The 11,989-nt window shown below is 40.3% G+C and carries 12 protein-coding genes; 4 read left to right on the top strand and 8 right to left on the bottom strand.

Going from position 1 to position 11,989, the window contains the following annotated elements; all coding sequences use genetic code 11:
- Window positions 1-80 precede the first annotated feature (80 nt).
- Window positions 81-980, bottom strand: a complete 900-nt coding sequence (locus tag EL242_RS07435) for a siderophore ABC transporter substrate-binding protein (RefSeq protein ID WP_126302127.1) — start codon at window positions 978-980, stop codon at window positions 81-83.
- A 173-nt stretch (window positions 981-1,153) separates the two neighbouring features.
- On the opposite strand from EL242_RS07435, the gene EL242_RS07430 reads away from it, so the two are divergent.
- The 3 genes from EL242_RS07430 to nrdR are packed head-to-tail and all read left to right on the top strand — an operon-like array spanning window position 1,154 to window position 3,361.
- The gene (locus EL242_RS07430; protein WP_006253414.1) at window positions 1,154-2,617 is read left to right on the top strand and encodes a replicative DNA helicase; all 1,464 of its coding nucleotides are present in this window, start codon (window positions 1,154-1,156) and stop codon (window positions 2,615-2,617) included.
- Window positions 2,607-2,912: a YcgL domain-containing protein gene (locus tag EL242_RS07425; RefSeq protein WP_006250700.1), complete on the top strand. Its 306-nt coding sequence runs from the start codon at window positions 2,607-2,609 to the stop codon at window positions 2,910-2,912. The genes EL242_RS07430 and EL242_RS07425 overlap by 11 nt, the downstream gene beginning before the upstream one ends.
- The gene (gene nrdR / locus EL242_RS07420) at window positions 2,912-3,361 is read left to right on the top strand and encodes a transcriptional regulator NrdR (protein ID WP_021280377.1); all 450 of its coding nucleotides are present in this window, start codon (window positions 2,912-2,914) and stop codon (window positions 3,359-3,361) included. The genes EL242_RS07425 and nrdR overlap by 1 nt, the downstream gene beginning before the upstream one ends.
- 73 nt (window positions 3,362-3,434) lie before the next feature.
- On the opposite strand, the gene EL242_RS07410 is transcribed toward nrdR, so the two are convergent.
- Both EL242_RS07410 and EL242_RS07405 read right to left on the bottom strand, forming a co-directional pair.
- On the bottom strand, window positions 3,435-4,304 hold the full coding sequence (locus EL242_RS07410; RefSeq protein WP_172595356.1) for a LysR family transcriptional regulator: 870 nt from the start codon (window positions 4,302-4,304) through the stop codon (window positions 3,435-3,437).
- Entirely contained in the window at window positions 4,301-6,076 is a 1,776-nt protein-coding gene (locus EL242_RS07405; protein ID WP_126302125.1) for a hypothetical protein, read from the bottom strand. Before EL242_RS07405 ends, EL242_RS07410 begins: the two co-directional genes overlap by 4 nt.
- 164 nt (window positions 6,077-6,240) lie before the next feature.
- Between EL242_RS07405 and EL242_RS07400 the strand changes: the two genes are divergently transcribed.
- Complete coding sequence (locus EL242_RS07400) at window positions 6,241-7,188, top strand: NAD(P)H-dependent flavin oxidoreductase (protein WP_126302124.1); 948 nt, start codon at window positions 6,241-6,243, stop codon at window positions 7,186-7,188.
- A gap of 62 nt (window positions 7,189-7,250) precedes the next feature.
- Here the strand turns inward: EL242_RS07400 and EL242_RS07395 are convergent, their stop codons facing one another.
- The 5 genes from EL242_RS07395 to EL242_RS07375 form a co-directional block, all read right to left on the bottom strand.
- Entirely contained in the window at window positions 7,251-7,595 is a 345-nt protein-coding gene (locus tag EL242_RS07395; protein ID WP_126302123.1) for a VanZ family protein, read from the bottom strand.
- Window positions 7,596-7,695: 100 nt separating this feature from the next.
- The gene (gene yedF / locus EL242_RS07390; RefSeq protein ID WP_006250922.1) at window positions 7,696-7,965 is read right to left on the bottom strand and encodes a sulfurtransferase-like selenium metabolism protein YedF; all 270 of its coding nucleotides are present in this window, start codon (window positions 7,963-7,965) and stop codon (window positions 7,696-7,698) included.
- A gap of 39 nt (window positions 7,966-8,004) precedes the next feature.
- A complete protein-coding gene (yedE, locus tag EL242_RS07385; protein WP_126302122.1) occupies window positions 8,005-9,207 on the bottom strand; it encodes a selenium metabolism membrane protein YedE/FdhT in 1,203 nt (400 codons plus the stop codon).
- Between the two features lie 223 nt (window positions 9,208-9,430).
- Window positions 9,431-11,026 carry a xylulokinase gene (locus EL242_RS07380; protein ID WP_126302121.1) on the bottom strand — a complete coding sequence of 532 codons (1,596 nt, stop codon included), beginning with the start codon at window positions 11,024-11,026 and terminating at the stop codon, window positions 9,431-9,433.
- Window positions 11,027-11,038: 12 nt separating this feature from the next.
- The gene (locus tag EL242_RS07375) at window positions 11,039-11,989 is read right to left on the bottom strand and encodes an ABC transporter permease (protein ID WP_126302120.1); all 951 of its coding nucleotides are present in this window, start codon (window positions 11,987-11,989) and stop codon (window positions 11,039-11,041) included.

Genomic DNA, 11,989 nt, shown 5'->3' with positions numbered 1-11,989 from the left:
AGCGGTCATATTCTCTCTCTTTTTTGCAAAGACAGAGGACTTGCAAAAATATGAGGAAATTTGACCGCTTGTAAGGTTAATTATTTTTTCTCAAATGCTGTTTTAATATTAGTTAGGTCGGTTTTCATCTGCTCATAACCACCCGGCGCTAAATATGAGGCAGCACTTAGATAGACGATATTACCGTTTTTCCAAGCTTTGGTTTGACGAACTAATTCATTATTCAACACTTGTTGGGCTGATTGACCTTCTTGCCCGATAGCCGCAATACGGTCTAGCACAAATAACCAATCTGGATTGAGCTTTTGGATAAATTCAAACGAAACTGGCTGACCGTGTCCGGTATTTTTAATGCTCGGATCTGCCATTGGGATCCCTAAATTATCGTGAATCCAACTTAAACGATAGCCTGAACCAAATGCGGAAATTTTGCCGCCATTGACTAAAATAATCAGTCCGTTCCCTTTACCTTTTACTGCCGCTTTGGTTTGGTCTAATAAGGTATTAATTTCTGCTTTTAGTTTTCCAGCTTCCGCTTCTTTATTAAATAATTTGCCGAAAGAATCAAGACGCTGTAATCCGCTTTCGATTAATTTATCGCCATTATCCGTCATGTCGATGGTTTTAGCTAGCTGGCTGACTTCATCAAATTTTTTTGCTGTGCGTGTGCCAACAATGATTAAGTCTGGATTTAACGCATTTAATGCTTCTAAATTCGGTTCAAACACTGTGCCGACATTTACCGCTTTGTCTGCACTCGGCTTAAGATAAGAAAGCACCTTAAATTCAGGCATACCGTCAATTTTTACACCTAAGGCTTGTAAAGTATCCAAACTTCCGGTATCAAACACGGCAATTTTAGAAGGGGTTTCTTTGAAAGTAACCTCTCCACGTGCAGTTGGAATAGTAACATCTTTGGCAAATGCAGACGCAGCAAACACAGCAGTTGCGGTCAATGCAAACAAGGCTTTTTTAATCATTGGATAACTCCATTTATATTGAAAATAATTCTCAAAGATTTTAACGAAAATTGATTTTAAGTAAAGCGGAAAATAACAAGCGGGCGAATTTTGCCTAAAATTTGCAAATTTCAATTTAATTAAAATTCCGATACACTATGTACATCAATACGTCATTATAGCAAGAGAAAAATATGGCAGAATATAGCGGAACAACCCAAGAGAAGATGAAAGATAAGCAGGTTGAGCAAATTAATATCTCACCACATTCGATTGAGGCAGAGCAAGCGGTGCTTGGTGGCATTATGCTCAGTAATGATCACTGGGATAATGTTGCTGAGCGTGTACAACCGCACGATTTTTACAACTATGCGCATCGAATTATTTTTGAACAAATGGCGGAGTTGGTGCGCCACAATAAACCGATTGATATTATTACGCTGGATCAAGCCTTAAAAGACAAAGGGGTGCTGCAAGATGTAGGAGGTTTTGCCTATTTAGCCGAGCTTTCTAAAAATACCCCGAGTGCAGCAAATATTTTAGCCTATGCGGATATTGTGCGAGATCGTTCCGATTTAAGAAGTGTAATCAGTGCCGGCAATCAAATTGCGGAAATGGGCTACAAAACGAAAGGGCGTAACTCCAAAGAAGTGTTAGACGAGGCAGAGCGAATTGTGTTTGAAATTGCAGAAAAACGCAATAACGCCAATGAAGGTCCACAACGTATTGACGATATTTTGCTTAAAACACTCGCTCGAATGGATACGCTATCTAAAAATCGCCATAACGGCGGAGTTACTGGTGTTTCTACCGGGTTTGTTGATCTCAATAAAAAAACCGCAGGGTTACAGCCTTCGGATTTAATCATTGTGGCAGCCCGTCCTTCAATGGGGAAAACTACTTTTGCAATGAACTTATGTGAAAATGCCTCATTAGTGGATATTGAAGATAAAGATGATTTAGACGAACAGGGTAATCCGAAGAAAAAACCGGCAAAGCCAGTGCTAATTTTCAGCCTGGAGATGCCGGCAGACCAAATTATGATGCGTATGCTTGCCTCACTTTCTCGGGTCGATCAAACCAAGATCCGAACCGGTCAGATTTCAGATGATGAAGACACTGCTAAAATCTCCAGCACAATGGCAATTTTACAAGAACGTAATAATATCTATATTGATGATAGCTCCGGTTTAACACCGACCGAATTACGTTCTCGAGCGAGACGGATTTATCGTGAAAATGGCGGATTAAGCTTGATTATGGTGGACTATCTCCAATTAATGCGAGCGCCGGGATTTGCAGATAATCGTACTTTAGAAATCGCAGAAATTTCCCGTTCTTTAAAGGCACTAGCGAAAGAATTAGAAGTGCCAGTAGTCGCTCTTTCTCAGCTAAACCGGAGTTTGGAACAACGTGCCGATAAACGTCCGGTAAACTCGGATTTGCGTGAGTCAGGTTCTATTGAGCAAGATGCAGACTTAATTATGTTTATTTATCGTGATGAGGTCTATAACGACAATTCCGATCTGAAAGGCATTGCGGAAATTATTATCGGAAAACAACGTAACGGCCCGATTGGTCGGGTGCGTTTAACGTTCCAAGGGCAGTATTCCCGTTTTGATAATTACACAGGAGGGCATTATGATGATGAATACTAAACCAACCCAGCCAATCACACTTTGTGCGATTTATCGCAGTAAGGCAAAAGAAGGAATGTATTTATATGTGCCTAAGCGTGACCAATTTGAGCAAGTGCCGGAAACATTACGCCAGTTATTTGGTAAGCCTGAATTTGTGATGATGTTTAATTTAACCGGTGAAAAGCCATTGGTGCGTGCTAAAAACGAAGAAGTGTTACAATTACTTATAGAGCAAGGCTACTATTTGCAAATGCCACCTCCGCCGGAGAATTTGCATAAAGCCTTTATCGCACAACAGAAAGGGGAAAAATAATGCGCTGCCCATTTTGTTCCACTGAAGAAACTAAAGTGATCGATTCACGGCTTGCAGCAAGCGGTTATCAAATTCGCCGCCGCCGTGAATGTATAAGCTGTAAAGAACGTTTTACTACCTTTGAATCGGCTGAATTAGTTGTGCCTTATGTGATCAAAAATAATGGAAGCCGAGAGCCATTTAATGCCGAAAAATTAAGAACAGGGTTAAGACGTGCGTTAAATAAACGCCCTGTCAGTGCTGATGATGTCGAAAAAGCCATTAGCCAGATCATTATTCAGTTACAGGCGATGGGCGAACGAGAAGTGCCAAGTCGCCATATCGGCACATTGGCAATGAACGCACTTAAACAATTAGACAAAGTAGCATATATCCGCTTTGCCTCTATTTATTTAAGCTTTAGTGATATTGAAGAGTTCATTAAAGAAATTGAAAAATTAAAAGAGTAGTTGCAAAAAAACATAAAAAAATGACCGCTTGTGAGTTTAAAATCCACAAGCGGTCATTTTTCTTTAAAAATACTCAATTAGCTTTTACTTGTTCCAACACAAACCCTACAAACGCCCGCACAATGCTAGACGGATAACGATGGGAGGCATAAATCATCGTCAAATCAAATTTAGGGTTTTCCGTTTCGCCCAAGACTTCCACCAAGCCATTTTCTGCCACCAATCTATCCACCGTGCTGTCGGCAAGCAGAGCCACTGCTTTGCCCTGTTTTGCCATATATTCAATGGCATAGCTGTCATTGCTGGCAAAAAGATAGGGAATTTCTACCGCTTGTCTGCCGGTGCCAAGTGTAATGACGCTGGCTTCATTTTTTGCCCAAGCGGCAATGGGGAAATTTTTTAAATCCTTGATGGTATTGGGTGTGCCGAATCGTGCCAATAAATCAGGGTGTGCCACCCATTTACTGCCGATTTGCCCCACTTTTTTGGCGATAAACTGTTCGCCGTGTAACTGCCCAATCCGAAACGCCACATCAATGCCATCTGCCGACAAATCCAAAAGACGGTCGGTCAGCGTGCAATGCACCTGTACCTGTGGGTAGGCTACCTGAAAATCAGCTATCCACGCCAAAACAGGCTCGCAGGCGGGGCTTGCGGACAGGCGTAATTTACCCTTTAAATTGCCTTGCTCTTCAAAGAGCACTTCTTTGGCAGTGGCAAGCTGTTCAATGGATAAATGCACCTGTTCATACAGGCGTTGCCCTGCCATTGTGGGTTTAACGCCTGATTTTTGGCGGTCAAAGAGTTGAATATTCAGCTCTTTTTCCAAATCGGCAATTTGACGGCTAATGGTCGCAATCGGCACATTTAATCGCTCGGAGGCTTTGGAGAGACTGCCGTGCTGGATAACGGCAACGAAAAGGCGGAGGGTGTTGAGGTTCATTGTTTTACATTCTCATCAAGTACAAATAAAACATATCCAATATAAGATATTGATTTTTGAAAATTTCTAATAAGCTGCTCTCCTTGTCGTAAGTATGATAAATTTTCATCAATTCCTGCTAATTTAATTGCCTCATCAATTTTTGAACCTGTTGGGTGTGCGTCCCCCACTCGCATATCATAAATTCCAAAAATATTAGAAAATAAAGATTTAGCTTTATCGTCTCCTATTTTCTGAGAAATAATATCTTGAAGTAATTTATTTGAACCTAGCTTATCCTTATCTTTATGTTGTGATATTTCTCTTAAAGATTTTACATTAAGCCTATCAGTAAAAACCCTCACTAAATCTTTGGCTAATCTCAATAATGATGCCTTGTCTGTACTTGAAAAGCGAGAAATATTTTGAATCATTTGCTCATCTAACTTATGAGAAAATAAAGGTTTATTGTATTTCTTAAAGAAATCTCGCTCCAATAAATCCAAATGCTTAAATAACAAATCCTCTACTGCATAAGTTTGGGCAGGCTGAGCTTTTACTTGTGAATCTAATAATTCTGATGATACTTTACCATCAGGCACAACATTATGACCAGCCCAAAGATGTTGTTCCCAAGAATCAAGTTTTGCAATGTCATAGGCATAAACCGTGATTAAATCTGAATTATTAATACCAAAATGTGTTTTGTATCCCGAAGTAGAATGAATAGCCCCAGTTTGTGCTGTGTACCATTCAAGTTTAAACCCACGACAATTCAAAAGCTCATTAATGATACCTACTCTAAACCAAAGCCATCTGCCCACATTTTCGTTATTGAGTTTTTCAGAAGCTAGGCGTGAACCATCTGTTTCCACAATAAAAGAAGGCAAATTTAAATCCTTATCTCCCCTAATTCTAATACTTTGGTTTTTGTGTTCAATCCATTCATCTCTCCAAAACTCACTTTCAACTCTAATGCCAACATAGCCACTTTCATAGCCTTGCTTTTGTTCATAGGCTGTATTTTGATCGGTTTCTTCTGTCATAAGCGGGGCATCGTCATTTTCATCTATATCGGTTCTCCATACACGAAACATAGACCAATCACCACCATAAATATCATTTAAATTACGAATTAATATTTCAAATCTACCTCCATCTCTTTCTTCTTGTGTATTTTGAAGGGAAAAATATGGGCTTGCTGATAATTCATCAACATTTTCTACTCTTCGTCTATAATATGACAAACGCAAAGATAAATTTCTTGCTGCTAGATAATCCAATAAAAACTCTCTTTTAATTCTGATAGAAATGTGATTTCCATCAGAATCCAACTCTTCTTGAATAACAATAACAAAATTTTCTTCTGGTCTTACCCAATTATTTCCTTCTTTAATTAGGCGTAAAGCCACAATTAGGTCTGGGTTGATAATCCATTTATTTCCACCTATTACAGGTTGAGGATGATTAAAAATCAAATTAACACCCACTGGTTCTTTATCGCCAATTTCATATTCTTCAATAGGCGAATAATGACCATCATCATATGCATAAGGCAGAACTTCCATTCCACCAAATTGAGACCAAGTCAATTCCGAAGCCTCCTCTTTATGCTCAGGAGGAAATGCAACGGAATAACAGCCAAAACATTCTTCTACAAAGCCTATCTCTCTGCATTCGCCTTGTTCTTGATGATTGGATGCTCGTAAAGTAACCCAAGTACTTTTCTCAAAATATTGACGAGTTTCTTTGGTTTGCAAAAGCCACTCTAATTTATTATATTTTTGATTCATATAGTCTCTCCTGAATAATAAAGTGTTATAGATGGGGGCTATTTATGAATTTTTCAAGTTTAATTTTCCAAATCCGAAAACAACCTTTCCATTTTCACTCATTCTCTCCCAAATCCAAAACCGTTAAAATACACTTAATTCTTTTACTCAAACAGGAAAATCCAATGAACCGCATTACCCAAATCTTAAATATCAAGCACCCCATCGTCCAAGCCCCAATGTCTTGGCTGACCGATGCACATCTGGTGGCAAGCGTTGCCGAAGCTGGTGGGCTTGGTTTTTTAGCACCACACGCAGGGCAGACGACCGATCCGACTTCCAATGATGAAGTGATTAACCGTATGCGTAACGAAATCCGCAAGGTTAAGGCATTGACCGATAAGCCTTTTGGTGTGCCGTTTATGATTTCTTATAATTTAGAAATGATACCGCTGATGGTCAATCTTATCATTGAAGAAGGCGTGCCGGTGGTGCTGGATAACGGCTGGCTTGATAAAGAGATTTACGCCAAATTTAAACAGGCGGGCATTAAAATCATCTGTCGTTTGCCTAATCCTAACTTGGCGGACTCACTTAAAGCCGAAGAGCTCGGTGCAGATATTTTGGTGCTGACCGGCTTTGATGAGGGTGGTACTCTGCCGATGAAAGAAGTAGGCAGTTTTAATGTGCTGGCGGAATTTGTCGGCAAGGTGGATTTGCCGATGATGCTCGCTGGTGGCATTGCCGATAAAAAAGCGGTGCAGGCTGCCTTAACGCTTGGGGCGGAAGGTGTGTGGATTGGCACGGCATTTATCGCCACCGAAGAATGCCGTGCAAGCGAAAAAGTGAAAAACTGGATTGTGGAGGCAAATGCCAATGATCTGCTGTTATTCCGCACTGAACCCCATTACTACCGTTCACTGCCGACTGAATTAGCGAAAAAATGCTTTGCAATGAGTGAAAATGGAGCAACTCGTAGTGAGATTGCTAAGGTAATGAACGCTGGCACAGGAATGCGTTTGGGTATGCTGGAAGGCGATTTTGACAACGGCTATGTGTCGGTGGGCAATGGTATTTCAGCGATTGACCGCATTAAAACGGTGAAAGAATTGATTGATGAGTTGATGGCATAATTTTGGTAAAAAGTGACCGCTTGTTGTATGGTTAATTCATATACCAAGCGGTCTTTTATGCTTTATTTTTTGCAATATTTTACTAGCAATAATGCAAGTGATGCACCTAGCATATCTGCCAGTCCATCAAGCCAAGATCCTTCTCTGGTTGAGGTGAAGGTTGCCTGAGCCCATTCGCTGGTGAAAGCATAGAGTAAGGCAAAAATTACTAACCCGAAATAAGGTATCCCTTTCTTTGAGCGGATAAAGGCGTTTGCAGATAACCAAATCTGGATAAAGAATAAGGCAAAATGGCTTGCTTTATCAAAATGTGGAAAAGGTGGTATATCATTGGTGCTTTCACGAAAAAGTAAAGCATAAATGCCAATAATAAACCAAAATATTGCAAGTAAAGCGTATTTATTCATTTTTCTTTTACCTCTTAGAATAAAATGAGCCTTGCGTTACAAGGCTCTTGAATAGTTGATATTTTACGACAAGCGGTCGTTTTATGCGAATTTTTTGCAATTAACGCTGAATTAAATAGCGTAATTTAGTGCCGTCTTGTTCCACGCTTAATAGGGTATAGCCGTGATTTTTAGTATCAATCGGAATATTATTAATCGATTGGGCACAATCGCTTAAGAGTTCCAATATCTCGCCTTTTTGTAGTTGAGGCATTGTTTCTAACATCGTAATCGCAGGGTAGGGGCAAGGTTCGCCTAAGGTATCTAAGGTGTAATCCGGGGTGATGTCTTTCGGATCTTTATCTAGTTTTTGCACAACGGTGAATGCCATAGTCATTTTCCTCTTGTTGGTTGAAAATAAATTAAAAGATTATGCAGTTGCCAATTTTGCCTTCGCTTTGGCAAGGAAGCGTTTTTCCCACCAAACCACAGCGATTAAGCAAAGAATTAATAAGCCATAATTCATGAATAAGCCGCCAACCGGACCAAATTCTTTGAGTAGATTGATTTTTTCATAATCGAGGGCAAGTACTGGAGCAAGGTCGTCCCAGTAGTAAGCAAGCAGCGTTGAGCCGACTACATTACCTACGCCAACCCACATAAAATGCACTTGTCCTTCCATTGAACGGTACATCCAGCCGGTTTCACAGCCGCCGGCAAGCACAATGCCAAATCCGAATAATAATCCGCCGATAATGGCATTTGGACCAGCCCACAAAATTTTAGGTGAAACGCCTAATTGAATATAAGAGAACACACCGATTGTGCCGGCAATAATGCCGAAAATAATCGCTTTTGCCATATAAGCTCGCCCGGTAATCCATAAGTCACGGAAAGCAGAGGTAAAGCAAATTTGAGCTCGCTCAATTAATAAACCGAATGCTAAGCCACAGAGCATCGCAAAGCCGAGTTTGATTGAGGATTGCATTACATAAAGGGAAGCAGAAAGATAAGTAATAAAAATAACCATACCAACCCAAAAACGGCGATTAGCTTGTTTCGGATCGTTTTCTTTGATTTTTGCCGCCCCTTTTTTTAGCTCTAATTTCACGCGAAACATCGGCAATAAAGTCACTTTCACCCCGAAGTAAGTGCCGATGGCGGTTGCAAAGGTGAAAAACCACGCGTGGACGGAGAATTGCGGAATGCCGGTAAAAAGAGAAGCGAGGTTACAGCCCATTGCCAAACGGGCTCCGAAACCGGCTAATGCACCGCCAATCAAGGCTTGAATAATCCGTTTTTTATGCGGCTGATTACGCCATTTAACGTTATTCGCCCATAGTGCGGCAGAAAGGCAGCCGGCAAACATACCAAGAATCATCACACCGTCAATGCGGGTAAAGATGGTACCGTCTAAGCCGATGAGTTGGAAATAGCTCCAGCTTGAAACATCAACACCCAGAGCGTTTAGCAGATGTCCTCCCCAACGGGTGAATTCCCCTGTTACCGCCCAATAAGTACCGGTGATGCCGAAGTAGTAAGCAGAAATCAAGCCGGCAGCAATGACCGCTGCAACCGGATTCCAATATTTGATCAGATAGTTTTGTTTAAAACTTTGCCAAATCTCTAACATAAAACACCTTAACTAAGGATAGATTAATCGGATTTGCAAGGCTGGTATAACGATGAAGAAAGGGACTGATGACACAGTAATTAGTTCATTTCCTATACACAAAACTTGCGATATATCAATGTACATTTTACAAATGCGTCTTTATAGTAGGTATTTTTTGTACAGATGTAAATAACAAGCGGTCGTTTTTAGCAAAAATAACCGCTTGTGATACTTAAATTATTTAATCTGTATTTAAAAACAGCGCTTTTTCTACCACGGGAATACCTTGCTTATAACGTTGCATAAAGCGTTCATAACCGTCACTCATTGTTTTATCCGGTTGAACGAGATTGAGTTTAGTGGTATTGAAAATGCAATTATCTAAATATTCTTCTAAGCTGTAACGGTCTGATACGCTGAGAAAATCTGCCAGTAGGGCAATTCCCCAAGCACCGCCATTTGATGCGGTACTTGCGGTAGCTAATGGAATATTCAGTGCGGAAGACAGAATTTTTTGCGCAACGCCTTCTGTTTTAAAAATACCGCCGTGACCGAGAATACGGGAAATTTCCACTTTTTCTTGATTAATGAGAATGTCCATTCCTAATTTCATCGCACCGAAAGCGGTGTAGAGATGGGTTCGCATAAAGTTTGCTAAGTTAAAATGGGCATTCGTTGGGTGTAAGAAAACTGGACAGCCTTCGGATAAACCGACATTATGTTCACCGGAGTGGAAGCCGTAGGATAATAGTCCTCCACAATCTGCATCACCTTGTAAGGCGTGGAGAAATAACATTTCATAAAGTTCTTCTGTACAGATATTTACACCAAAAATGGATAAGCACTCACCAAATAAATTTACCCAAGCATTAATATCTGAGGTGCAATTATTAGCGTGAGCCATTGCCACTAATTTACCTGCTGGGGTCGTGACAATATCCAGCTCTGAATAGACTTTGGAGAGGGCTTTCTCTAACACAATCATTGCAAATGCAGAGGTGCCAGCCGAAATATTGCCGGTTTTTTCTTTGATACAGTTGGTAGCAATCATACCTGTTCCGGCATCACCCTCCGGAGGGCAAAGTGGAATACCTGCTTGCAAGTTACCGGTTGGATCTAACAATTTTGCACCTTTTTCGGTTAATTTGCCCGCTTGTTCGCCGGCAACACGAACTTGTGGCAAAATCGCTTCCAATTTCCAAGGCATACGGTAGTTGGCAATAGCTTGATCAAATTGAGCCAGCATTGTTGGATTGTAGGATTTCGACTCAGTATCTATCGGAAACATACCAGAAGCATCACCAATACCTAAGACTTTGTAATCGGTCAATTGCCAATGCACATAGCCTGAAAGCGTTGTCAGGTAATCAATTTCCGGCAAGTGAGGCTCTTGGTTAAGTAATGCTTGGTATAAATGAGCAATACTCCAACGTTGCGGAATTGGGTATTGAAAGAGTGCGGTCAATTTTTCCGATGAGGTTAAGGTAATGTTGTTTCGCCAAGTTCTAAAAGCAACCAGTTGATTTCCGTATTTGTCGAAAGGTAAATAGCCGTGCATCATCGCACTAATTCCCAGTGCTTTGGCTGTGCGAATCGTTGTGTGATATTTTTCTTTGACCGTCTTGCTTAAATCCATATAAGCAGCTTGTAGTTTTTCCCATACTTCATCTTGATGATAGGTCCAAATACCGTCAATCAGTCGATTTTCCCAATCCGCACCACCGGTTGCTAAAATCGTCCCATCTGAGCTAATTAACACCGCCTTAATTCGGGTTGAACCCAATTCAATACCAATAACAATATTACCTTGTTCAATGAGTTGTTTTTCATTTTGCATAATCCACCACCATTACTGTGTTAGTTGGAAAAGGCGATTTTTTTGGAGGAAGATAAAGAATAGCAATAAGCTTCCCCATAAAATCATTGTAATGTAACTGCTGATACCAAGCATATTTAAGCCACTTTCAATCACTTGTAATAAAACTAAGGCGAGCATAATCCCTAATAGTTTCCCTTTACCTCCATCAGGATTAATACCGCCTAATACTGCGGCTAAAATGGAGATTAACAAGTAGGAATCACCATAAGAGGCTTTTGAAGAATTGAGTTTAGACATCATCAAAATAGCGGCAAATACACAGAGAATTGAGGAAATAACATAAACCCAAATCAGCACTTTTTTGGTATTGATGCCTGAATAATAGGTAGCTTTTTCATTGTTGCCAATAAAATAAACTGCTTTACCCATTGCGGTTTTTTCTAAGAAAAACCAAATCAGCCCAGCAAGAAAGAGAAAGATCAGAATAGGTAGCGGAATCCATAAAAAGGTTGAGGCATTGATACTCAGCATCGTTTCCGGAAAGTTCGCAATAGTTGAACCGTTAGTGACTAGAATATTGATGCCGTTAATTAAAGTCATTGTGCCTAAGGTTGCCAAAATCGGTGAAACACGAACGACAGCAATTAATGTACCATTGAGTAATCCAATGGCTAAGGCACAGCAAAGGCTTAATAAAATAGCAATGAATAACCAAGAAATACCGGTATATTGCGTAATAAAGTAGGCAATAATTAATGAGCAAGCATTCATTCCAGCAATAATGGAAAGATTTATTCCACCTGTTAACATCGGTAATGCCATTGCTAGGGTTAAAATACCTAATACTGGAATTTGTGATGCCATAGATTGAAAGTTGCTCACAGACCAAAAGATGTCCGGAATAAAAATACTAAAGGCGATAACTGCAACTGCAAAGAGTGCTAAGAGATAGAAAATCGTTGGTTCCAGTTTACTTTTCAT

It is taken from the genome of Mannheimia haemolytica, from assembly GCA_900638155.1.
GTDB classification, from domain to species: domain Bacteria; phylum Pseudomonadota; class Gammaproteobacteria; order Enterobacterales; family Pasteurellaceae; genus Mannheimia; species Mannheimia glucosida.
This window is presented reverse-complemented; position numbering and strand designations above follow the sequence as displayed.

What these genes read in the sequence shown, in the direction of transcription:
- EL242_RS07435 (WP_126302127.1), bottom strand. Translation starts at nt 980, where the DNA reads ATGATTAAAAAAGCCTTGTTTGCATTGACCGCAACTGCTGTGTTTGCT.
- EL242_RS07430 (WP_006253414.1), top strand. Translation starts at nt 1,154, where the DNA reads ATGGCAGAATATAGCGGAACAACCCAAGAGAAGATGAAAGATAAGCAG.
- EL242_RS07425 (WP_006250700.1), top strand. Translation starts at nt 2,607, where the DNA reads ATGAATACTAAACCAACCCAGCCAATCACACTTTGTGCGATTTATCGC.
- nrdR (WP_021280377.1), top strand. Translation starts at nt 2,912, where the DNA reads ATGCGCTGCCCATTTTGTTCCACTGAAGAAACTAAAGTGATCGATTCA.
- EL242_RS07410 (WP_172595356.1), bottom strand. Translation starts at nt 4,304, where the DNA reads ATGAACCTCAACACCCTCCGCCTTTTCGTTGCCGTTATCCAGCACGGC.
- EL242_RS07405 (WP_126302125.1), bottom strand. Translation starts at nt 6,076, where the DNA reads ATGAATCAAAAATATAATAAATTAGAGTGGCTTTTGCAAACCAAAGAA.
- EL242_RS07400 (WP_126302124.1), top strand. Translation starts at nt 6,241, where the DNA reads ATGAACCGCATTACCCAAATCTTAAATATCAAGCACCCCATCGTCCAA.
- EL242_RS07395 (WP_126302123.1), bottom strand. Translation starts at nt 7,595, where the DNA reads ATGAATAAATACGCTTTACTTGCAATATTTTGGTTTATTATTGGCATT.
- yedF (WP_006250922.1), bottom strand. Translation starts at nt 7,965, where the DNA reads ATGGCATTCACCGTTGTGCAAAAACTAGATAAAGATCCGAAAGACATC.
- yedE (WP_126302122.1), bottom strand. Translation starts at nt 9,207, where the DNA reads ATGTTAGAGATTTGGCAAAGTTTTAAACAAAACTATCTGATCAAATAT.
- EL242_RS07380 (WP_126302121.1), bottom strand. Translation starts at nt 11,026, where the DNA reads ATGCAAAATGAAAAACAACTCATTGAACAAGGTAATATTGTTATTGGT.
- EL242_RS07375 (WP_126302120.1), bottom strand. Translation starts at nt 11,989, where the DNA reads ATGAAAAGTAAACTGGAACCAACGATTTTCTATCTCTTAGCACTCTTT.